At 39.3% G+C, this 23,932-nt stretch carries 19 protein-coding genes, 1 tRNA gene and 1 pseudogene; 5 read left to right on the top strand and 16 right to left on the bottom strand.

From position 1 onward, the window contains the following. Nucleotide 1 precedes the first annotated feature (1 nt). The 5 genes from AC4CU0_RS06040 to crp form a co-directional block, all read right to left on the bottom strand. A complete protein-coding gene (locus AC4CU0_RS06040; RefSeq protein WP_490742699.1) occupies nucleotides 2–1,552 on the bottom strand; it encodes a GH3 family acyl-acid amido synthetase in 1,551 nt (516 codons plus the stop codon). Then, nucleotides 1,552–2,388, bottom strand: a complete 837-nt coding sequence (locus AC4CU0_RS06035; protein WP_490742698.1) for a hypothetical protein — start codon at nucleotides 2,386–2,388, stop codon at nucleotides 1,552–1,554. Before AC4CU0_RS06035 ends, AC4CU0_RS06040 begins: the two co-directional genes overlap by 1 nt. Before the next feature lie 225 nt (nucleotides 2,389–2,613). Then, nucleotides 2,614–5,193, bottom strand: coding sequence for an ATP-dependent chaperone ClpB (clpB, locus tag AC4CU0_RS06030; protein WP_180134857.1), 2,580 nt, complete (start codon nucleotides 5,191–5,193; stop codon nucleotides 2,614–2,616). Nucleotides 5,194–5,540: 347 nt separating this feature from the next. Continuing rightward, nucleotides 5,541–6,590, bottom strand: a complete 1,050-nt coding sequence (locus AC4CU0_RS06025; RefSeq protein WP_490742697.1) for an NADP(H)-dependent aldo-keto reductase — start codon at nucleotides 6,588–6,590, stop codon at nucleotides 5,541–5,543. A gap of 202 nt (nucleotides 6,591–6,792) precedes the next feature. Next, nucleotides 6,793–7,503 (bottom strand): cAMP-activated global transcriptional regulator CRP, encoded by a 711-nt coding sequence (gene crp, locus AC4CU0_RS06020; RefSeq protein ID WP_180004890.1) that lies wholly within the window; start codon nucleotides 7,501–7,503, stop codon nucleotides 6,793–6,795. 148 nt (nucleotides 7,504–7,651) lie between these two features. Here crp and AC4CU0_RS06015 point away from each other — a divergent pair, with 148 nt between their 5' ends. Together AC4CU0_RS06015 and AC4CU0_RS06010 are read left to right on the top strand one after the other, a co-directional pair. Then, nucleotides 7,652–8,080, top strand: a complete 429-nt coding sequence (locus AC4CU0_RS06015; protein ID WP_078191820.1) for an OsmC family protein — start codon at nucleotides 7,652–7,654, stop codon at nucleotides 8,078–8,080. Nucleotides 8,081–8,204: 124 nt separating this feature from the next. Next, nucleotides 8,205–8,424: pseudogene (locus AC4CU0_RS06010) on the top strand (IS5/IS1182 family transposase); the annotation flags it as partial. A 68-nt stretch (nucleotides 8,425–8,492) separates the two neighbouring features. Here the strand turns inward: AC4CU0_RS06010 and AC4CU0_RS06005 are convergent. The 7 genes from AC4CU0_RS06005 to efp all read right to left on the bottom strand — a co-directional run bounded on the left by AC4CU0_RS06005 (nucleotide 8,493) and on the right by efp (nucleotide 15,902). After that, nucleotides 8,493–8,569: transfer RNA gene (locus AC4CU0_RS06005), tRNA-Val, on the bottom strand. A 31-nt stretch (nucleotides 8,570–8,600) separates the two neighbouring features. Continuing rightward, the gene (locus tag AC4CU0_RS06000; protein ID WP_490742696.1) at nucleotides 8,601–10,613 is read right to left on the bottom strand and encodes a transglutaminase TgpA family protein; all 2,013 of its coding nucleotides are present in this window, start codon (nucleotides 10,611–10,613) and stop codon (nucleotides 8,601–8,603) included. 3 nt (nucleotides 10,614–10,616) lie between these two features. After that, the gene (locus tag AC4CU0_RS05995; protein WP_180084773.1) at nucleotides 10,617–11,522 is read right to left on the bottom strand and encodes a DUF58 domain-containing protein; all 906 of its coding nucleotides are present in this window, start codon (nucleotides 11,520–11,522) and stop codon (nucleotides 10,617–10,619) included. 12 nt (nucleotides 11,523–11,534) lie between these two features. Next, nucleotides 11,535–12,491 carry an AAA family ATPase gene (locus AC4CU0_RS05990; RefSeq protein ID WP_490742695.1) on the bottom strand — a complete coding sequence of 319 codons (957 nt, stop codon included), beginning with the start codon at nucleotides 12,489–12,491 and terminating at the stop codon, nucleotides 11,535–11,537. 228 nt (nucleotides 12,492–12,719) lie between these two features. After that, nucleotides 12,720–13,022, bottom strand: coding sequence for a YbdD/YjiX family protein (locus AC4CU0_RS05985; protein WP_078190160.1), 303 nt, complete (start codon nucleotides 13,020–13,022; stop codon nucleotides 12,720–12,722). Between the two features lie 13 nt (nucleotides 13,023–13,035). Then, nucleotides 13,036–15,138, bottom strand: a complete 2,103-nt coding sequence (locus AC4CU0_RS05980; RefSeq protein ID WP_490742694.1) for a carbon starvation CstA family protein — start codon at nucleotides 15,136–15,138, stop codon at nucleotides 13,036–13,038. A gap of 194 nt (nucleotides 15,139–15,332) precedes the next feature. Next, entirely contained in the window at nucleotides 15,333–15,902 is a 570-nt protein-coding gene (gene efp, locus AC4CU0_RS05975) for an elongation factor P (protein WP_067762759.1), read from the bottom strand. A gap of 388 nt (nucleotides 15,903–16,290) precedes the next feature. Here efp and epmB point away from each other — a divergent pair, with 388 nt between their 5' ends. Genes epmB through AC4CU0_RS05960 form a run of 3 tightly spaced genes read left to right on the top strand, consistent with a single transcriptional unit; the run spans nucleotide 16,291 to nucleotide 21,178 of the window. After that, nucleotides 16,291–17,307 carry an EF-P beta-lysylation protein EpmB gene (gene epmB / locus AC4CU0_RS05970; protein WP_180055123.1) on the top strand — a complete coding sequence of 339 codons (1,017 nt, stop codon included), beginning with the start codon at nucleotides 16,291–16,293 and terminating at the stop codon, nucleotides 17,305–17,307. A gap of 14 nt (nucleotides 17,308–17,321) precedes the next feature. Continuing rightward, a complete protein-coding gene (locus AC4CU0_RS05965; protein ID WP_490742692.1) occupies nucleotides 17,322–19,067 on the top strand; it encodes a cyclic-di-GMP receptor FimW-related protein in 1,746 nt (581 codons plus the stop codon). Beyond that, nucleotides 19,049–21,178, top strand: a complete 2,130-nt coding sequence (locus tag AC4CU0_RS05960) for an EAL domain-containing protein (RefSeq protein WP_180107514.1) — start codon at nucleotides 19,049–19,051, stop codon at nucleotides 21,176–21,178. Before AC4CU0_RS05965 ends, AC4CU0_RS05960 begins: the two co-directional genes overlap by 19 nt. 84 nt (nucleotides 21,179–21,262) lie before the next feature. Here AC4CU0_RS05960 and rpmE read toward each other — a convergent pair whose 3' ends face one another. From rpmE to gloA, 4 genes are all read right to left on the bottom strand, one after another. Continuing rightward, complete coding sequence (rpmE, locus tag AC4CU0_RS05955; RefSeq protein WP_078190165.1) at nucleotides 21,263–21,487, bottom strand: 50S ribosomal protein L31; 225 nt, start codon at nucleotides 21,485–21,487, stop codon at nucleotides 21,263–21,265. 217 nt (nucleotides 21,488–21,704) lie between these two features. Beyond that, nucleotides 21,705–22,175 (bottom strand): hypothetical protein, encoded by a 471-nt coding sequence (locus tag AC4CU0_RS05950; protein ID WP_490742691.1) that lies wholly within the window; start codon nucleotides 22,173–22,175, stop codon nucleotides 21,705–21,707. Nucleotides 22,176–22,227: 52 nt separating this feature from the next. Then, nucleotides 22,228–23,202 (bottom strand): bile acid:sodium symporter family protein, encoded by a 975-nt coding sequence (locus AC4CU0_RS05945; RefSeq protein WP_078190167.1) that lies wholly within the window; start codon nucleotides 23,200–23,202, stop codon nucleotides 22,228–22,230. Nucleotides 23,203–23,425: 223 nt separating this feature from the next. Next, nucleotides 23,426–23,827, bottom strand: a complete 402-nt coding sequence (gene gloA / locus AC4CU0_RS05940; protein ID WP_490742690.1) for a lactoylglutathione lyase — start codon at nucleotides 23,825–23,827, stop codon at nucleotides 23,426–23,428. Nucleotides 23,828–23,932 lie beyond the last annotated feature (105 nt).

Below are 23,932 nucleotides of genomic sequence, written 5' to 3'. Positions count from 1 at the left end.
ATTAATACTCAATTATTTTTGTTTTCATTTTTTTAAGTGGTTCAGGCTTAATATTCCCTTCAATCATGCCATTATTCATGGCTAATGTTTTGTAGTAATCCCATGCATCTTGCACATGAACCACTTCTGGTTCATCAAGTTGTCCCAAATCCCGTGCCAATTCATAATGAAAATTATGTTTTAGTAACCGATCTAGCGCTTGAGCAGACGGTTGTTTGTCTACATTGCCTTCACTGAGTAAAATATAGTGCGGTTTTTTAACCGAACATTGTTCGATACCCAAGATACTAATCGGCAAATAATCCGCTTGTTTAAACTCTGCAAGGACTTTAACTGCAGCATTGTGGTCGAGCTTTTCTCCGACCAAATCTACCGTCATTTTGCGACCTAAAAATTTGAAGCATGGCACTTGCTGATAAAAGTCAGTGACTTCTAATTCATCATCAATCACATAACGAATTAATCCTGAACCTGTAGTAATCACAGGACTAACGATATCGCCTATTTTCAGTTGCCAAGATGGCACCACTTTTTGGCTGTCTTGCAAAATAAATTCATAAAAATGTGACTGATAACTTAAGGTAAAACGGTTTGCAAATGGAATCGTCACTACGCCTTCAGTTGCCCATAAACCTTTACCCTCAAATGCCACCCCTGCAATTCGTTGCTGTAGCTGTACTGCCCATTGCTCTGCGCTCGCTGTATCCCAACTCGAAACCAGACTGAGTTTAGGCCACAGTTTTTTCCACGCCGTTGCTTGGGTTAAATCCAAGTCTTGTAAGCGATAGCATTGTTGACAAGATTTAGGAACTTGCAGAAAACTCAAACCATCACGTTGCCATTGTCCAGTTTTTAAGACCTGTACAATTTCAGCTTGATGTTCTTGAATAATATCCAGCAATTGCAATGCAAATGTAGGACTCCATACCGAAATCATGCCTAAATGCTTATCTGCAACGAGATACACCGCGGTTGCAAACATGGCATCTTCGGCTGAATTTGCCATCGCAATTTCAGTCGGTACCGATTGAGTAATTTTACTCAACACTCGCTTCGACAGATTAAGCAGCGCACTGTCATCATTTAAATTACTATTTTCTAAAAGCTTTCGCTGGCTTTCAGGCAACCATGAAACCGACCAATAATGCGTTGAATTTTTAAGTTGTGGGTGTGTCCGATATAAATTAGTCAGCCATAAACCAATAGCCTCATCCAGTTCATCTAAAAAAGCCTGAGTATAGGGAATGAATTTAATTGCTTCACTCGACCCACTGGTCGGTTGAAACCGTACAATTTTTTCAGGCCCCAAACTATTTTTGCCACTTTGTCTGGATTGTTCAATTTGGCTTTTCCAATTGCTATAACGAGAAAGCGGATACTTTTTGGCAAATTGCTCATAGCTTAAATTTTGCGAAATGTGCTGCTTTAAAAAATGGCTTAATTTTTTACGTTGCACATTTTCTAGCTGATTTGTCTGCTGTGTATAGCGTTGAAACGCTTTGCGGCAGGCAATATTCAAAACTTGATGTGCAGTGGTGAGAAGCAATCCCATTAGGCCACCTTCGAGTCAGAACCTGTCGCAATATGTAATGTACGTGACTTATAACGTAACTTGCTATCATGTTTGCTCACACTGGTGGTCTTGGTTAAGAATCGATTCACATAACGGTATAAATCGCACCAGCGTAATTCACCAATGCACGGAAGTTCTGTTCCATCGACCCACGTTGGGTTCTTATCTTCAAAGAAAGCTATCTTGGTATTATTTTCGCGCATCTCATGGGTGATTGGCGCAACATCTGCTTTGAGTGGCTGGTAGTCTTCGCCAAAATTCAGAAGACCCGTTTCGTGGTTATAATATTCTGAGAAATATTCTTTACAGTACGATTCGACAAAGTCTTTGAGATGAGCATTTTTCTCACCATAATGTGGATAGTAGCTGTAGTAGTTATTGGCTAAGAGCAGATAAGTTTTAAAGCCTTTAGAGATTAAAATCCAATATACAGGGGTTCTTGGATGACGAAATTTAAAACTAATAATATAACGGAACATTGCTCGAGTTAATGCACGATTCCCCCAATACTCTTTCTCAATAATGGTATCACCACTGAAAAAAGCATGTCGGGCTTTACCATCAACAACAAAGTCACGTTCCATAACCGTCGAAAATCCGACAATTTGATTATTTTTCGGTTCAATAATAAAAAAAACACCGGTTTTTTCTAAGAAGTCGCGTTCAAAAATTTCATAACGGGTATTGGCATAATACTTTTGATAAATACCATACATGCGTTTGAGTTCTTGAACAGTGATGTCACCAGTATGTTTATATAAACTATAAGGTTCTTTTTTGATCTGCCTAAGCAGTTTAAATTCCATCATAATCATAATTTCCTGTTGCCATTCATTCTTGATGAACGCGCGATATTGTTTTTGTTTTACAGAACACAGTCATCTCGTTGGATGCGTGCGGACGTCATATTAGTGGGTGAAAATGATGAAATGCAATCAACTTTACGTATTTAAACGAAAATCACGAAAAGCGTAAAATAAAAAAACCCGGCCTAAACCGGGTTTCTGTTTTTACAACTGAACGTGGCTAATTTGTACCTTTTAATTGAGTTTCATCTTGTCAAAACTTAGGTGATCTCCTTCCGCTTGAACAACAATCGTATCGCCCGGTTGGAACGCGCCTGACAAGATTTTCTGTGCCAGTGTATTTTCAACTTGTTGTTGGATGGCACGTTTTAGAGGACGTGCACCATATACAGGGTCAAAACCAGCATCGATAAGTAACTCAAAGGCACTATCTTCAACTGCCAAACTCATGTCTTTGTCAGCCAAACGTGAACGTAAACGATCCAACTGAATATCCGCAATGCCACGAATTTGCGCTTTTTGTAAAGAATGGAAAACCACCAGCTCATCAATACGGTTCACAAATTCAGGACGGAAATGTTCAGATACAGCAGCCATGACCACAGCACGAACTTCGTCTTTCGACGGGTTTTCACCTAATTCACGAACATCGGTTGAACCTAAGTTCGAGGTCATCACGATCACGGTGTTTTTGAAATCAATCACACGACCTTGTGAGTCAGTTAATCGACCATCATCTAACACTTGAAGCAAGATGTTAAAGACGTCTGGATGGGCTTTTTCAACCTCATCAAACAACACCACACTATAAGGTTTACGACGAACAGCCTCAGTTAATACACCGCCTTCTTCATAGCCCACATAGCCCGGAGGAGCACCTACTAAACGGCTCACCGAATGCTTTTCCATAAACTCTGACATGTCGATACGAATAATCGCATCATCACTGTCAAATAAGAAGTTACCTAGAGCTTTGGTTAACTCAGTTTTACCTACACCTGTTGGCCCAAGGAATAAGAATGAACCACTTGGGCGGTTTGGATCGGATAATCCTGCACGAGAACGACGCACCGCATTCGACACTGCTACGACAGCTTCATCTTGACCCACTACACGGTTATGTAAGAACTCCTCCATGTGTAAGAGTTTTTCACGTTCACCTTGCAGCATTTTCGCAACAGGAATACCTGTAGCCGCACTTACCACTTCAGCGATTTCATTTTCAGTGACTTTGGTACGAATCAGTTTCGGTTCTTCATTCACCTCGGCAACTTCTTCTTCATTCAAGCGTTTTTGCAACTCAGGAATAACACCATATTGCAAACGGCTAGCTTCTGCTAAATCACCTTCACGTTGTGCTTTTTCAAAGGCAGTACGTGCTTTATCTAGCTCGATTTGAGCCTGATTCGTGCCGTCAACCAGACGTTTTTCCGCAATCCAAACTTCTTCCAAATCACTATATTCTTTTTGAACTTCAGCAATTTGTTTCTCTAGGTGCTCAACTTCAGCTTTTGAGACTGAATCTGCATCTTTTTTCACCGCTTCAAGTTGCATTTTTAACTGAATTAAACGGCGGTCTAAACGGTCAAGTGGCTCAGGTTTTGAGTCAATTTCCATTTTGATACGTGATGCAGCTTCATCAATCAAATCAATGGCTTTATCTGGCAACTGACGGTCTGTGATGTAACGATGCGACATTTTTGCCGCAGCAATAATCGCAGAGTCTAAAATTTGCACACCATGATGGGTTGCATATTTGTCTTTTAGACCACGTAAAATCGCAATGGTGTCTTCCACACTCGGTTCATCAACGATCACTTTTTGGAAACGACGCTCTAATGCCGCATCCTTTTCAATATATTGGCGGTACTCATCTAAGGTGGTTGCACCTACACAGCGTAGCTCACCACGCGCTAATGCAGGTTTAAGCATGTTACCAGCATCCATTGCACCATCGCCTTTACCTGCGCCAACAAGCGTATGTAATTCGTCAATGAAGAGAATGATCTCGCCATCATATTTGGCCAAATCTTTTAGAACTGCTTTAAGACGTTCTTCAAATTCACCACGGTATTTTGCACCTGCAAGCAATGAACCAAGGTCGAGTGAAAGTACACGTTTACCTTTCAGACTTTCAGGAACTTCGCCATTGACGATACGCTGTGCTAAGCCCTCAACGATTGCTGTTTTACCCACACCAGGCTCACCAATCAATACCGGGTTGTTTTTGCTACGACGTGATAAAACCTGAATGGTACGGCGAATCTCTTCATCACGACCAATAACTGGATCTAACTTGCCTTCTAATGCACGTGCATTGAGGTCTAAGGTATATTTGTTGAGTGAATCACGTTGATCTTCGTGGTTATTACTCATGACTTGTTCACCGCCTCGTATTTGTTCAATTGCACTACGTAATTTATCTGTCGTTACGCCTACACTATTTAATAAGGTTTTGGTTTTACCCGTTTCAGCTAAACCGAGAATCACCCAATCTGTAGAAAGAAACTCATCTCCAGCTTTTTGAGCAAAACTGTCAGCTAAATTCAGCGCCTTGACTGCTTCAGGATTTAGGTTGATGTCCCCTGTCGGCGTAGCAATGGTGGCGGTATCCTGTAGGGCTTGCTGAAGCTTGGTTTTTAACTCAGGAAGATTAGCACCTGCCTGTTGTAACAAGTTTTGGTTCGACGGCTCTTCAAGCAATGTCGAAAGAATATGGATTCCTTCAATGGCTGTATGGTCTTTCCCCATTGCTAAAGATTGGGCATCGGATAATGCTTGCTGCAAACGGTTTGTGAATTTTTCAAATCGCATTCTTGTTATTCCTCACAACAAATTCTGTACTTGAAGCATATATGGGAGTCATATTTAAAATTTCAAATACATTTTTTAAATATTTTTCAATGAGTTAATTTTAAGATAAAGATAAATCTCAATTATAATATTGGTATAAATAGAATACTTTTCAAGTCATTTATTGAAGAATTTAGTACTTTATTATGTTGTTTAAATGCATATGTTTTTTTAAACAATTTTCTTGTCAACTCAACTGACTTTCTGACAATAAAATTCAATGATTTTCCATTTGCTTAAATAATACAAATGTCAAAAAAGCCCACATTTACATGCAGGCTTTTACATAATCCACTGAAAAGTTCAGCTTAAGGTGCAGGATTTGGCTGTAGGCGATGAATAGCTTCAATCCCTTTTAAAATGTCTTCTGATAAATTCACCTCAAAAGCATCAATATTTTCTTTCAACTGATCTAGATTTGTCGCACCAATAATTGTACTGGTGACAAAAAATTGCTGCTTAATAAATGCTAGTGCTAACTGTGTCAACGTTAAACCATGCTGTTCAGCCAATTGTGCATATTGTTCTGTTGCCCATTCACTCTCCGCATTTGAATAGCGGCTGAAGCGTGAAAATAGTGTCACTCGAGCATTGGCAGGACGTGCACCATGACGGAATTTACCTGTTAGATAACCAAATGCTAAAGGTGAATATGCCAATAAGCCCACGCCTTCGTAGTGTGCAATTTCAGATAAACCGATTTCATAAGTACGGTTCAATAAACTATATGGATTTTGCACACTGACAATTTTTTCTAAACCATGCTTTTCTGCAAGTTGTAGGAATTTTAACGTTCCCCATGGCGTTTCATTAGATAGTCCAATTGAGCGAATTCGACCTTTTTTCACCTCATGACTTAAAGCAACCAATGTTTCTTCTAAATTGGTAATAGTTTGCGTACTGTTTGCTTCGACATTGCCATAACCCAATTTACCGAAAAAATTGGTTGGACGTTGCGGCCAATGCAACTGGTATAAGTCAAGATAATCTGTTTGTAAGCGCTGAAGAGAATGATCCAGTGCAGACTCAATTTCCGAAGCAATAAATTTAGTTTGCCCGTCACGAATATGACTACCGCCTTGTGACGGTCCTGCTATTTTTGAAGCTAAGATTAATTTATCACGTCCACCGCGAGCTGCAATCCAGTTACCAATAATAGTTTCAGTTGAACCTTGGGTTTCAGGTTTCGGTGGGACAGGATACATTTCTGCAGTATCCCAAAAGTTAAGACCACGCTCTAAAGCATAATCCAGTTGCTCGAAAGCTTCTGCTTGGGTGTTTTGTTCACCAAACGTCATAGTGCCTAAACAAATTTCTGGAACTAAAATTCCGCTATGTGCCAATGGTTTAAATTGCATGCCGCAAATTCCCTCTTTATTTTAAATATCAATATATAAGTCACAAAGTAGCTTACATAAGATATCGGCTTTGTTTAAATCATAATTTTCTGTTTATTTGTCAAAAAATGTGAGAAAGGCTTGTTCAGCTATAATGGTGAGAAATGAATAGACATAAAAAAAGCAAACCCCTGAGTTTGCTTTTTTTGATTTAGAAGAATGATTATTCTTCGTCGTCAAATTCGTCAGAAGCCAATTGGCTTTTATCTTCAAGCGATGCATCAAAAATTAGAATCGCTTTACCATCAGTTTCAATCATGCCTTGCTCTTCAAGTGTTTTTAGAACACGACCAACCATTTCACGGGAACAACCCACGATACGACCAATCTCTTGACGAGTAATACGAATCTGACGACCATTCGGCAAAATCATTGCCTCTGGTTGTGAAGATAAATCAATTAAGCAACGTGCAATTCGACCTGATACGTCAATAAACGCAAGGTCAGTTACTTTACGCGTCGTATTTTTAAGACGGCGTACAAGCTGTGCAAATACCGCATAACTTAAGTCTGGGTATTGTTTGCTTAATTCATGAAAGTTTTCATAGGTAATCTCAGCAATTTCACATACATCACGCGTACGCACTTCTGCAGTACGCTGTGCATTTGCTTCGAATAGACCCATTTCCCCAAAAAAGTCACCCGCATTTAAGTACGCAACCACAATTTCACGCTCATCATCTTCGCGTAAAATGATAGATACTGAACCCTTAAGAATTAAATACAAAGATTTAGATTCTGAGCCCGCATCAATGATTGTTGTACGTTTTGGGTAACGATTAATATATGCACGTTTTAATAATGCCTTCACCGACTCAGGTAACTGCCCCGGAGATAGCGCATCTGTGCTAAGTTGTGAAAAGTTTGAAGTCATGCTAACAGTTTCCGAATATGGATAATTTATAGATCGCACAAGACCTAAAGTGAACTTGTCACACGTAAGAGTTGAAATTCCTTATCAACTCAATTTATGTTAGTGTACAGGTACTGCGTAAATTTATAGCTTTTTTTAGGGACTTGCAATGCAAACTAGTGTTCATTGGCTAGAGAATGTTGCTTTTGAAGCAAAAACTCAAAGTGGTCACACTGTTATGATGGATGGATCACAAGAATATGGCGGTGAAAACCGTGGTCCGCGCCCAATGGAACTGATTTTAACAGGACTTGGTGGTTGTGCATCTTTCGATATTGTGACGATTTTAAAGAAAGCACGCCAAGACATTACTGATGTTCGTTGTGAATTAAATGCAGAACGTGCCGACACTATTCCTGCTGTATTCACTAAAATTCATTTGCACTTTGTAGTCACTGGTCATGGCGTGAAGGAAAAGCAAGTTGCAAAAGCGGTTGAACTTTCTGCTGAAAAATACTGTTCTGCTAGTAAAATGCTGATGGATGGTGGTGTAGAAATTACCCATGACTTCGAAATTTTAGAAACTGAAGATGCATAATTTATTTGTTCAATTAAGAGCCGCATAGAATGCGGCTTTTTTGTTTCAAATAATCCGCTATAGCATACATTGTATAAAGCACTGCTATATAGTCATAAACGCAGAAATATGAGCCAAAGAAGTAGCGAATATACCAAGGAAAACGAATAGCCAATCGAACAATGACCATATGGACTGGTATTTATATAAAATCAGGCATTTAGTTGAAAATATGTTTTGTAGATTAAAGCAATTTAGAGGAATAGCTACTCGATATGACAAGCTCAAAAGCAATTATCAAAGTTCTGTTGCTTTAGCCTGTATATTTTTATGGCTACCTTTATAGGGTTAATTATGAACAGTAAATGTCAACAGACCCTAATAATTTCAGATAAAAAAAAAGCAGAATCATTTTGATTCTGCTTTTTGAATTTGGTAGGTATAAGCAGACTCGAACTGCTGACCTCTACGATGTCAACGTAGCGCTCTAACCAACTGAGCTATACACCTGAAGTCCAAGCATCATATTCATTTTTATTTTTTATGACAAGCCCTTTTCTGAGTTTTTTAAACTTTGCGTACAAGTTTTAAGCAAAGTCTTAAAACATTGAATATCTTGAGAACTTAGCGGAGTACCTACGTAAATTTCCTGCTCAAATAACTTGATGGATTGTTCAAATGAACGCCTTTCATGTTCAGGTACATTTTCAGCCAAACGTTGTAACCAATGCCGAAAACTTTCAGAAGTCAATTTTTGCTGGCTCAAGGGTAAATTCTTTGCGAAATTGGTAATTTCTCTTTCAAGAGGGCTTAAACTTTTTCTTTTTTTCCACAAAATCCATATAAAATATAATGCTACAATGCCACCAATACTCAAAATAAGAATTAAAACAACTGCATAAGCAGAATTTACCCCGAGCTTTTTAAACCATTGTTGTTGAGATTCAGCATTATAACCCACCACTTTGCTTTGCCATTGGTAACTCGCATAATCACTCCATACACGGACTTTTTTCAACATCGAAAATTGTTGATAGGCCCAAGTCGACTGCTGGCTCCCAAAAATTGTCCGATCTTGTTCCATATAATCCTGCATCCCCCCATCGATACGCTGCGGTGCGATCATGGCCGTCGGATCAATACGACGCCAATGTTGATTGACATAAACTTCAGTCCACGCATGTGCATCAAGTTGACGAACTTCCCAACTTTTTCCATCTGGTGCTAATTGACCACCTTGATATCCCACAACAATACGCGATGGAACACCCACATAGCGCATCAACATTGCAAAACTCGATGCAAAATGTTCGCAAAACCCCTTTCTTGATCCAAATAAAAAATCATCTATCCGATTTTGCCCCAATACACCTGGGCTTAAGGTATATGCAAAGCGATTGTGTTTATACCATTGCATAACTTCTGCAATATAACGCTCAGGATTTTGACGACTTCGCTGCCATAAAGTTTGGGCCAATTGTTGTGATTGAACATCCAAGTTTTCAACATAGCGAGTGTTTAATTTTTTAAGTAAAGTCACATTTTTTATTTGTGGCGGCTCTGCACTTCCTAACCATTTCAGTTGAATCGGCTCCGTGCGTGCTGTTAACCGGTAGGGTGTAATTCGACCATCTTGACCTAAAGCAAAACGTGCTTCATTGGGAACGGATTGCTCCAACGACATAATCCACATCACACTTGGGTCGGCAGCCAAATATTGATAATTCAATGTCCGTTTGGGTTTTAACTCGGCTGGATTCAGCTGTATAACGTTCTGGTTAAAAAAATGACTGGTCCATTTAGAACCATCATATTCATCTAATGCCATCGCCCGCCAATACAGCTCTGTACGTGGTGGCAAGGCTTGAATATCTCCAATTATACGAAAAGCCAAACTACTCGACTGGGATAACTGAGCAATATCGCCCGGAGACATGCTGTCACTGATTCCCGTTGTGGCTTTATTTTCAGGAATAGGAATGTGCCATAGCGGCGGCAGGCGTGGAAAAAAGAGAAACAGCAAAATAAAGAATGGAACAGCTAAGGCAATAAATTTTCCCACATGCCCAATATCTTGTTTAATCGCTTGTATTTCACCGCCTGAGTTTTGGCTAAAACCAACGGTCTGTAAACGGTATAATCCAATAAAACAGCTCAACAGTGCCAATAAAATAACCAGTGCCATGGCAAAGGACTGGCTAAATAGAAAGCTACTGGCTATCACAAACATCGCAAAGTTAAATAAAATAATTACATCACGACGTGTTTTTGTTTCTAAAGATTTAGCAAATAAAAATGTACTAAGTACTGCAACTCCTGCATCAACACCAATAAAGGTTTTATGGCTTAAGTAAATGCTGAATAAAGCAGTCAATGTCAGCACATAGGTTAAAATTTTAGAAAATGGTTTTTTACTGGCGCGAGTATTGAGTAATAAAATAAGCCAAATGACTAAAAATACCAATGATGTTGCCACAGGAATATAAAGCATTTGTGCAATGAGCACCAAGGCTAAAGTGAGTAATATTGAGCGGCGTATGGTATTTTCAATCATCTCTTAAGCCTGCGCCAATAACCGTTTTGCTTCGGAAAAATGCAGTGCTCCAGTGCCTGATGCTAACTCAGCATTAGGTAAATACAGTGCATATTGATCGTGGTTTTTTTCAGCCTGCTCGACCAAACCCATCATGAGGCTAAGTTTTTCTTCATGACTTTGAGCTGGCATATGGTGATAATGAATCTCCAATTTCTTTAGATCTTCATATTGTTCAAAGACTTTGATATATAAGCCTTGTCCTCGTGCTGCTTGTTTCCAAGACACCGCATGAAGTGAATCCCCCGTCTGAAAACTGCGTAATTCGCGAAATTCATCAAGATCAGGTTCAAAGTTTTGCTGTTGTTGCTTATTTTCAACGGAATGCAAACTGGCTTGTGGGGCAACCCACGCAGTCTGCTGTGCATATAAATACGTCCAGGCCCGTACTAAACCAAAGGGATAAACACTATAAATGTGTATGGGTGGAATCTGAAAAACACCGCGTTGGCTGGTTGTAAAATTTAATTGAAAGCATTGCTGTTGCGTATTGAACAATAATTTATGTAGCTGATTTTCAGTTTTAATCCACAAATATCTTGCCTGTTCAGCATCTTGCTTAAAGTAAATATCGACCGAAAGTAATTCACCTGCTTGCGGTGTATCAACAACATTTATTTGAATCTGCAACGCATGAAGCTGTTTAAAAGTTATATAGAAACTAATACACAATACGGCGCTAATTAAAAAACAAAAGCCTAAAATCAAGTTATTGGCATAATTCACACCAGCAATAAAGGTGATGAAAATTAACACCAAATACAAGTAGCCTTGCTGATAGATAAAGATCAAGACGTCTTTTTGAGTCAGCTGTTTATGCTGATCAATTTTAAATCGACGTTCAATCCATTGCTGCCACATTGAAGCCAAGGTTCAACTCCCTTATTGAATTGAAACTTGTTCTAAAAGCTTAAAGGCTTCAAGATCTGACAAACCAATTCGATGAGACACCACCGCTGCAAAAACCGCTTGCACATCGTCAGGATTCACATAATTTCGCTGCTCAATCAGCGCATAGGCTTGCGAAGCTTTCTTTAAGGCTAAAACACCACGCGTAGAGAGACCATGTCTCCCTTTACGTGTCTCAGCAGCAAGATCCAAAATGTAATCCATTAAACGATCACTCAGATGTATCTGCTCGACAAAGCCTTGCAGTTGTAAAATTTCAGCTTCATTAAAGATATGTGCTAATGCCGCAATCAGATCATGGCGTGAAGTTTGTTGGAGCAATAATTTCTCTGCCTGACGCGATGGATAACCTAAAGACAACCGCATTAAAAAACGGTCTAGCTGGGACTCAGGTAAGGCATACGTACCGCTTTGAAATAAGGGATTTTGTGTCGCAATCACCCAAAATGGTTGAGGCAAAGCATAGCGCACACCATCGACAGTCACGTAGCCCTCTTCCATTGCTTCCAATAATGCACTTTGGGTCTTTGGACTACAACGGTTGATTTCATCTGCCAATAAAATTTGGGTAAAAATCGGCCCTGATTTAAACTCAAAATGATGTTCTTTTTGATTAAACATATTTACCCCAATCACATCGCTGGCCAGCATGTCATTGGTAAATTGAATCCGTTGAAACTTTAATCCCGCCAAATGTGACAAGGCGCTAGATAATGTCGTTTTCCCTAAACCGGGTAAGTCTTCAAATAGCACATGCCCGCCTGCCAATAGACAAGCTAAAGCCAATTTGGTTTGCTGGTTTTTATCCAAAATAATTTGGTTAATTTGTTCGAGGAATGTATTTATTTTCGGGTAAAAAGGCGCAAGGCTCTGCTCACTTAAAAGCGTTGATGTATTATTTTGTTGGCTTTTCTCTGATCCCCAAAACACCTTTTATTCCCCAATAAAAAAGTTAAATGAATGACTAACATACAGGGTTTTATTTAAAAATACAGTGTTTATCTCCAAGCCATACCCAGTTCAATACCTTAAATACATACGCTTGATATTTATTGAGTATACAAAAGCGTTGGTTTCGCTTCGACTGATCAAAATTCAACAATAAAAAAAGCGTCCCGAAGAACGCTTTTTATTTGTTTTTTAGCACGAGTCAAGGCATTAGCAAGGACACTTCTTCATGTCACCACCAGCTGATGGATAACGTGCATCTACACAGTGACGATAAAATGTTTTTGCATCCATCGCTTCCAAATCAGGATGATGTTTTGCCATATGTTCCAAATAATTTTGGTAATCTGGCACACCCACCATCAGGCGGAAGCTTTGCTGTAAACGTTGCCACAAAGTCGCAATACGTGACCAATTTTTCGGGTTCAGAATTAAATCCTTCTGCGACATAATGGTCATTTTAATGATTTTATAAATCACCGTTTTTCCACTTTTTGCAAACTTCAGGTTCATTCATATTCCCCTATTAATGTGCTGACTTTGATGGCTCAATTTCAGCTGGGTCACGGTAAATCGCTTCTGCTTCATTCACTGATGGATTTGGATTTGCTAAGGCACGACGTACCACACCAATCGCTGCAAATAACATTACAAAAGCTACGATCATAAAGAATGCACACAGACCAGCATTGATTTGATTCGATAATGCAACCGTATGCATTTCAGCCATGGTTTTTGCTGGTGCCAACAATTCATTTTTCGCAATTGCTGCATTAAAACGATCTGCTTGAGCCAAGAAACCAATCTTTGGATTTTCGTGGAAAATCTTCTGCCAACCAGCGGTCATGGAAGTAATAAACAAGAATACTGTTGGGATAATCGTCACCCAAACATACTTTTGTTTTTTCATCTTGAATAAAATCACTGTACCCAAGATCAAAGCCATCGCAGCAAGAATTTGGTTACCAATACCAAATAGCGGCCATAAGCTATTAATACCGCCGAGTGGATCAACCACACCTTGGTAAACGAAGAAGCCCCAACCTGCAACAGCTACCGCTGTACCTAACAGATTTCCGAAGAAATTATGTGAGTTTTTAACCGCAGGAACCACGATACCCACTGTATCTTGCACCATGAAACGACATGCACGCGTACCTGCATCCACAGCAGTTAAAATAAAGAGTGCTTCGAATAAAATCGCAAAGTGATACCAGAACGCCATCATTGAACGGTTATTAAAAATTTCCGTAATGATATGCGCCATACCAATCGCAAATGTTGGCGCCCCCCCTGTACGAGACAGAATCGAGTTTTCACCCACTTCTTGTGCAAGTAAGGTCAATGCTTCAGGTGTTACCACGAAGCCTAATGTACGAACTGCTTCTGCAGCGGACTCAACCGTTGTACCAATCACAGCTGCTGGCGCATTAATCGCAAAATACACACCAGGCTCAAGAATCGTTGCACAGACCAAAGCCATGATCGCAACAAAAGATTCCATCAACATGCCGCCATAACCGATCATGCGAATATCTTTTTCATTATTCACAAGTTTCGGTGTCGTTCCTGAAGAAACGAGCGCATGGAAACCTGAAATTGCACCACAGGCAATGGTAATAAACAAGAATGGGAACATTGAGCCTGCAAATACAGGACCTGTACCATCAATAAAATGCGTCACCGCTGGCATTTTCATTTCAGGTAAAGCAAACATAATCCCGATTGCTAAACCTGCAATAACACCAATTTTCAAGAAGGTCGATAGGTAATCACGTGGTGCAAGCAGTAACCATACGGGTAACACAGATGCTACGAAACCATAACCGATCAGCCACCAAGTCAGTTCAGTACCTGAAAGTGTAAAGAATGGCCCCCAGTACGGATGCTGTGCAATGTCACCACCATAAATAATCCCTGCCATCATCAGTACAAAACCAATGATTGACACTTCTGCAATTTTACCCGGACGGATAAATCGCATGTAGATACCCATGAAAATCGCAATCGGTACAGTGGCCGCGATACTGAAAACACCCCACGGACTGTTGGTCAACGCTTTTACAACAACCAAAGCAAGTACCGCTAGAATGATGATCATCACGCCAAGTGCACCAAGCATCACGATGATTCCGGCAAAAGAACCTAGTTCTTGTTTTGCCATTTCACCGAGTGAACGACCATCACGACGCGTTGAGATGAACAAGACTAAAAAGTCTTGAACCGCACCGGCAAGAACAACACCCACCAAGAGCCAAATTGTTCCCGGCAAATAACCCATTTGCGCAGCAAGGATCGGTCCGACTAATGGGCCTGCACCTGCAATCGCAGCAAAGTGGTGACCAAATAGAACGCTTTTATTTGTCGGTACATAATCCAAGCCGTCAGCTAAGCGATGGGCAGGCGTTAAACGTCGCTCATTCAGTTCAAAGACTTTATTGGCAATAAATAAACTATAAAAACGATATGCAATGCTATACACACAGATTGCTGCAAGGATCAGCCAAACTGCATTGACATGCTCGCCTCGACTGAGTGCTAGTATGCCGAATGAAACGGCACCTAGAATGGCTACAAACAGCCAGATAATCTTCGAAGCCATTCCTGACTTCGGTTGAATGTTTTCCATCTCAATCCCTCATAAATGTTGAAATAAATCAGCTTGATTTTTCTTGTTCGAGGTACTGCTGTTTCTTCCCTTGAAACTCTACTCCTGTTATAGGTTTTTTCATCTAATACTTTGGCATAAAAATTTAAACCAATAGGTATAAAAAAAGGGATGAATCACTTCATCCCTTTCGATAATAGTCTATTTTTAAACCATTATGCACGTTCTAAATAGTCACCAGTACGAGTGTCTACACGAACGCTTTCTTCTTGCTGTACGAATAATGGAACACGTACAACTGCACCAGTTTCAAGCTTAGCAGGTTTACCGCCACCGCCTGAAGTATCACCACGTACACCTGGATCAGTTTCAACGATTTTTAATACAACGAAGTTTGGCGCGCTCACAGTTAAAGGAACACCATTCCATAACATGATTGTGCAAAGTTCATTTGAGTCATCTTTCAACCATTTAGCCGCGTCGCCCATAGCAACTTTATCAGCAGCGATTTGTTCGAAAGATTCTGGATCCATGAAGTTCCACATTTCACCGTCGTTATACAAGTAGTTCATTTCAACTTCTTGGATGTCAGCAGCTTCTAGTGAATCACCAGATTTGAAAGTTTTTTCTAAAACTTTACCAGTTTTAAGGTTACGTAATTTTACGCGGTTAAAAGCTTGGCCTTTACCTGGTTTTACGTATTCGTTTTCCATGATTGAACATGGGTTACCGTCAAGCATGACCTTAAGGCCTGACTTGAAATCATTCGTAGAATAATAGGCCATGACTGGCTCACTCCAAACTTACTAACTTTAATCTATAGATGCTATGGGCTGTAACATGTCATTTAGCAAGTACTGACTGTAACATTGGCTGCCACATGCACATTAATGTGATATTGCGTATTCTAAATGACCAATGCACCATGTCGCAACGAAAAAATCCCCATTAAAGGGGTCAAGCTGCTTAACTTACACTCAGACATTAAAGAACTTTGTTTATACAATGCCCACAAACAGGTAAAATTGCTGTTGACTGAAACTTAATAAATGTTTCGTAGGCTTCATCCGTTGTGAGCTTTATCGGAATTATTTCAGCTTACACTTCAAAGTTCGACGCATTAATTTCAGCAATATTCCCCACTCACCTTTCTGCATTTTTTAAACATTCAGCATGATAAACTATTTATTTCAAGAGCAAAACTGGCAAACCCAATTGAGTGATTTGATAACAAATCCTCAAGAATTACTCGATGTATTAGAACTTTCGCATGATCAGTTATTATCGGGTGCTCAGTTCGCAGCAGATGAGTTTCGCCTACGCGTGCCGCGAGCTTTTGTTGAAAAAATGCAAAAAGGTAATCCGCTCGATCCGCTTTTACTCCAAGTCCTACCGCATCATTTAGAACTCGAAGAACACGCCGGTTTTGTTACCGACCCATTAGGTGAAGAACAAGCCAACCAACAGCCTGGTGTATTACATAAGTACAAGTCTCGTTTTTTACTGACCTTAACCGGTGCCTGCGCGGTCCATTGCCGTTATTGTTTCCGCCGGCATTTTCCCTACCAAGAAAACCTGCCTAAAAATGACGATTGGGTAAACATTAAGCAATATATCGAACAACAACCCGATATTAATGAAGTGATTTTAAGTGGTGGAGACCCGCTCACACTATCAAATCGTAAACTTCAAGTGTGGATTGAACGTTTATCGACTTTGCCACAAATTAAATTTTTGAGAATTCATTCACGAGTTCCTATCGTAATCCCCAACCGTGTCGATGAAGAGCTGGTTTCTATTTTAAAAAACAGTAGGCTACGCATTATTCTAGTGGTACACTCAAATCATGCATCAGAGCTAGATGACTTCACCTGTAGCCAGCTTCAACAGCTTGTCAAACAAGGAATCACCGTGCTGAACCAAGCAGTCTTATTAAAAGGGGTTAATGATTCTGCAGATGTATTGGTCGATTTAAGTTACCGCTTATTCGACGCAGGTGTAATGCCATATTATTTACATGTTCTGGATAAAGTAAAAGGTGCTCATCATTTTGATACACCAGCTCAGGATATTGATTTAATTTATAAAAAAGTTTTAGAGAACCTACCAGGTTATTTGGTTCCTAAACTTGTACGGGAAATAGCGGGCGAAAAAAACAAGACACCGCTTTTTGGGGCTTCAACTTTTTGAGTTAAATAATAAAGATGACCACGCATACTTCAGATACGTTTTACAATCCGACTGAATTAAAGCTGGATAAATTAAGCTTTTGTCCGACCAATGCTAAAGGTCTGCAAGAGTGGTTAAACGGTATTTCAATTTTACAATTGGGTACCTCATCTAAAGCTTTATTCAATGCCTTACTTGAAATCTCCGAGCTGAAATGCCAAGAGATGTTACGTTTTGATTTGGTTCAAATTTTACATCCGACTATGGAAAGTGTGCTCACAAGCTTAGAAAAACACTTTACCAATCAAAGCCTCATTACCACGGATCGTAATGATCAAATCATTGAATTGGCGATGCTTTTACGTAGTCACTTTGCCAAAATCTATATTGATATTGCCAAACGATGTAATCAGCAGCTCAATCAACAAAAGTTTTCGATTTTTTCATTCGGCCATAAAAAAAGCTTACAAACTGCTCGAATTGCGTCGATTTACTATGCACTGCAACAACTGACACTATTGTTGTATCAACAACACATGTTGTATACCACCCCGACTGCAGGTCAATGGATTGCAGCACATCAACTGATTGAATGTGCCATTGAACACAATTTCTATCAAAGTAATGTCAATCAGTTACTGGGTACTCAACATCAAATTGCAAATATTGCTCAAGCTTATGCACAATTAATCTTATTAGATATTTTCAATAATCATCAGATTCGCCCTGCTGAAATCCAAGGTTTGTATTTATGTAGCTTTGACTGGGCAAAATTGGTTCAAATCCTACCGAAAGAAACCACGCTTTCACGCTATATTGTAGACACGAAAAAAGATCACCCACCGATTTATAACTCAAAACAAGATCGGTCTTATCAAGCCAATGTATACATTTCAACGCAAAACTTGCTCGATCATTTGACCGAAACGCAAACTAGAAATGCCAATTATTTATCTAAAAATGAAAAGTTATTTTTAACTCCAGCGCTATATTTCCATATTCATAATATTTTGACCAACAACACTGAACGTCGTCATGAACGTTATGAATATTCTGCGCAAATTAATATTTGCTTTAGCTTAATGGTGGCGCATTTCTATCTCTCTAAAGGTAAAAACTTCCACGAAACTTTAGATTTGGAAGGCAATTATCAATTCCACAATGAAGCCTCTTTTGTCAATTCGCATGATTCAAATATGCCAACAGGCATGACTAATGCGAAAGCGCTAGATCGTGAAGCAAAACAGATTCATACCGCTGACGTATTAGATATTAGTGTGAATGGTTATCGCATTAAATGGACTGGCCCTACCCCTGCTAATTTAAAAACCGGCGAATTTATTTTGATCCAAGAAAATGCTCAAAGCCAATGGCGTGGCGGTGTTGTTCGTTGGATCAAACAATCGACTGAAAAAAGTTTGGAATTGGGTCTCGAAGTACTGGCTCAAGATTTGTATCCATGTTCAGCCCATATTCGTACCGACCGCAATACAACAAATCATCAACCTGCTTTATTGGTACAGACCACACAACTTGATCAAGTGTCTACGACCTTAATTTTACCTGGGGCAAATCTCTTCCGAGAGAAACAAACGATCCACCTTCGCTTAGGCAAAGAAGACATCAAAGTCTATCTCACCAAAGCGCAGTTGGTGACACAAAGCTTTATTCGCTTTGAATATGAATTATTGAATGAAGAGCAAGAAAATGTCGTTAAAGACTATATTGCGAAACAGAGCAATGAGATCAAAAATAACGACTTATGGGAAGCATTAAAGTGAGAAATCCATTACTATCCAAAAAACTAAAACGTACGGAAACTCGATTACTCATTATTGATGATAATCAAATACGTTTTAACCAGATACGTGATTTATTGACAGACAGCGAACATCAAGTTCATGCCATATTACTTGATGATTTACAAAATTTCGAAAAACAGCTGAATCTCAATTGGGACTTGATCATTTTTGGACGTGCTTATGATTTAAAATATGAACAAGCTTTAAGTTTAGTTCAACTATCGAGCCAACCGAATTTACCGATTATTTTACTTAAACCCGAAGACTATCAAGCAGAACAATATGCAAGTTTAGTCAAAAAAGGGATTTATGACATTGTCGATATTGCTGAACCTGAGAGTTTCTATTTTGGTTTAATCCGTGCTTTATCCTTTAGTCGCCTACAACAATCTCAACAACATTTAATGGAAGAGCTCGAAACAGCTCAAATCCAAACCCAGTCTTTAGTTGAAGATAGTCGTAAAGCGGTTGCCGTGATTCAAGAAGGCATTCATATTCAAGCCAATGCTGAATATCTCACTTTGTTTGGTCTAAAGAATGAAGATGATGTAATTGGTCTGCCTTTACTCGATCTATTACAACCTACTGACCTCAACGACTTTAAACAACGCTTTAAAAAAATCAGCCAAGGACAGCTCGATTTAGGACGTTTTGATCTTGTTTCGCAAAATATCGCAGTGGCTGGGCAAAACCCACTAAAACTCGAATTTATTGCCGCGGCTGAAGAAGATGCTTTACAGCTCGCAATTGAAATTGGCAGTCAAAGCAGCAATGCTGTAAGCAACGCTCCAGTTGAAGCTAGCCCACAAAAACCAAAAGCATTTCAACAACTCAACCGCACCATTGGCCAGCAACCTGCTAATGTAAATGCATTGGTTCTATTTACATTGGCTTCTTGTTCTGATGCGATTTTTCAAAAAGATTGGAATACCTATAAGAGCTATTTCACCAATATTAAAGACTTCTTGAAAGATCAGACTCATGCTCCATTATTTAGTTTAGATAATGGTGCAATCGTTGCCTTATTCCAAGCGGATAATCAGCTCAAACTTGATTCTAAGTTGATTGGTCTTAACACCCTGAGCAAACCTCAATTACTCAGTGTAAACAATGAAACTTATCCATTAAATTTACGCATAGGATACAGTGTTTTAGACAGCGATATTCGTGATGAAGCACATTTTGATACCTTTATTGCGAAAGCCTTTAATACTGCGCTACCAACCAACCAACAAGCACCTGAAATCGACTTAACGATTCCATTAGAAATTGACATACCAAGTTTAGATTTCGGTACACCAGAAGCACAAATTGCGCCGATTGTCGTTAGTGATGAAGCTCCTGTTATCAAGGCCCTTCGCAACTGCTTAGAACGCGGTGAAATTCATCTTAAATATCAGCAACTGTATGATAAAGAAGATTCACATCTTTATACTTATGAAGTAACCAGCGGCTTTATTTTTGAAAATAAATGGAAAGATATCGCCCAACTACGTGAATTGGCTGAAGACTCTGAGCTTTCCATTAAATTGGATCGTTGGATCTTAGTTGAATCGTGTAAACAACTACACAACTTCATCACTCAGTTCCCTGAAGCTAAATTAATCGTTAACCTGAACAAAGAAGTGCTATATAACGACCGCACCTTCCCTGAGTTTATTTCGAAACTAATTACGATTATTCGTAGTAAATTGAAAAATCCACTGATTTTACAATTTGCCGAAGAAGACATTCAGCTCAATATCGATGCCGCTCAAAAAGCATTTGTAGAACTTCGTAAAAATGGTGCCGAACTGGCTTTACGCAATTTTGGTCATTCGATGTTTAGTGAATCATTATTACGCCAAATGGATGTTCACTGCTTAACATTAGATTCAAGTTTGACCAAAATGCTTGCAAACGATAAGTCGTGCCAAGAGCTCCAAGAAAAAATTACCACTTATCATGAAATCAAAACTGTTGAAATCATGTTACGTGAATTAAATGACATGACCCTATTTGCCAATGCTTGGAATGTCGAAGCTCGCTTTATTCAAGGCGATTATTTCCAGAAGAAACTCGACCATCTCATCGATGTTCAGGACCAATAAGGTTCTGAACATTGCCGATTTAAGGTTTATCTTTTTTATCGGCACAAAAAAAACGGGCATAAAGCCCGTTTTTCGTTTTGGATATTAACGTTTGATAGAACGTGACATACCAGCAAAACGTTGTTTGAATTTGTCGATACGACCGCCAGTGTCAACGCTTTTCTGTTTACCAGTGTAGAATGGGTGGCAAGCAGAACATACGTCTAGGTAAATAGTTTCTTTACCAAGAGCTGAACGAGTTTCAATTACGTTACCGCATGAACATGTAGCAACTAAAGTTTCATATTTTGGGTGAATATCGGCGCGCATCGTCGATTACTCCTAAGATTTAAGAAGGTTTAGCTGTCATCGCAATTGATCACTCTTGCATCACTACAAGGAAGGCTTAAAAAAGCAGACCAACACCATAACAGACCATTCTTTTGGCCCACCGAGACGGATACCGTCAGAGCTAAGCACAACAAGTTGGGGCAAATTATAGCTGATTTTTTATTGTTAATAAATAGATATTCAAGGCTGAATCACTCTACTCTTTAGGTTGAGCTTGCTCTAAATATTTCTGATATTGTAATTCGACTGTACGCTGAGATTGGGCTTGATCAAAATGTTTTAATTTTTCAATAAATTCAGGACAAAACGTCGCTGCATTTACTGGCTGTAATGATTTGCTCATGCCCTCTAACATGCCTTGAAGCTGCTGTTTAAATTGTGCATCGACTGGCAAATCAACATCTTTTGCTTTTAATGGCTCTACACCATTAAAACGGACAGCCTGAACCGCAGCAATTAATTTTAGCTTGGCAGCTTGATAAGCCTGATCTAATTCCGTATTCATCTGTGGTTGTCGATCACGACAAAAATCCAACATGGGCTGCAGGCTGATGAGCGGCATTTTTTCAATGACATCACGGTTACTATTTACGGATAAATCCTCTTGGGCATGAACGACTGTGTTCAGACCCAAGAATAAAATAAAGACACCTTGTTTAATTTTCATGATTTTTTTTCATCTATATAAGGTATTTTAAAAGGACCTATTCATCTCGCCCTTATTCTTGCCCACGGCTTTGTTTTGCCCAAAGGTTGGCAATCACACCACAGACCATCAACTGAATTTGGTGAAAGATCATAATTGGTAAAACTATCATCCCCATCGGCTGACCAATAAAGAGAATTTGTGCCATGGGCACACCACTCGCCAAGGTTTTTTTAGAGCCACAAAAGAAAATCGTCTTTTGATCAGCTCGGCTAAAGCCCAACCAACGTGGTACATATAGCGCCAATAACATAATGATTGTTAACAAGACAGAGCACGCCACAATCAATAGGAATAAGGTCATACCACTCACTTGATGCCATAGCCCTGCCACCACTGCACTACTGAATGCACCATAGACCACCATCAAAATTGAGCCCTGATCAAATACCTTCACGATTTTTGGCATTTTCTTCATATAAGGAAACACCCAAGGACGGAGGAGCTGCCCTAAAATGAAGGGAATGAGTAATAACAGCGTAATTTGAATAATAGATGCTGTCGGATCGTAGTTATGTTGTGACTGGCCGAGAATAAAATAGGCCACCATCACTGGGGTAATAAACATACCAATAATATTTGAAAATGATGCACTACAGACTGCACCAGCAACATTACCCTGTGCTACCGAAGTAAATGCAATGGAAGACTGTACTGTCGAAGGTAAAAAGCACATAAACAAAAAGCCCCAATACAACTCTTGCCCTAACATCGGCACGAGGATTGGTTTCGCCATTAAACCCAATAATGGAAATAATGCAAAGGTAAAAGCAAAAACTAAAGCATGTAACTTCCAATGCATTATGCCTTCAACCACAGCCTCACGAGATAACTTTGCACCATGGAGAAAAAATAAAATGGCAATTGCAGCCGTTGTAATATAGCCAAAAATTTCTGCAGCTTGACCACTGACAGGCAAAAAAGTCGCAAGTATGACCATTACAAAAAGTAGAATGGTAAAACGATCCAAAGCCAACATTTTTAGCATAACAACATCCTGTACAAATTTCCCTTTAAAGCTGATCGGCACAAAAATGCCCAATAAGCTAAATTTACCATTGAGTAAATTTCATCTTACTGGGCCATATAAATAAAGCCAGCTTTTCTCCGATATATTCATTATTTTAAACGTTGATAGTGAGCTCAACGCAAAAAAATTTATAAATAAGAATATTCAGAATTACAGATGACTTTATATTAATGATTGCACATTAATTATTTCGTGCATTTGAGTCTTGTTGGATCAACTCAATTTTATAGCCATCGGGATCTTCAACAAAGGCAATGACGGTCACACCACCTTTCATTGGTCCTGCTTCACGTACCACGTTTCCGCCACGTGCTTTAATTTCTTCACAAGCCTTGTAGGCATCATCTACTGCAATAGCGATATGGCCATACGCATTTCCCAAATCATAACTATCTGTATCCCAGTTATGCGTTAATTCGAGTACAGTATGATTTTCTTCATCACCATAGCCCACAAATGCCAAAGTAAAACGACCTTCTTCATAATCACGCTTACGAAGCAAAGTCATACCGAGTACTTCAGTATAGAACGCCAATGAACGTTCTAAATTGCCTACACGTAACATGGTATGCAGCATGCGCATAATCGAGTTTCCTAAATCTATCATTATGTCTGAATACTATAGGGATTTAACATGCAAAGTTCAATTTAAGTCTAGAACGCATATACCTGCTTATTTCAAATATCC

This window comes from Acinetobacter sp. LipI_15 (genome assembly GCF_058242865.1).
Note: the sequence above shows the minus strand (reverse complement) of the source record. Positions and strands in the feature narration are given on the sequence as shown.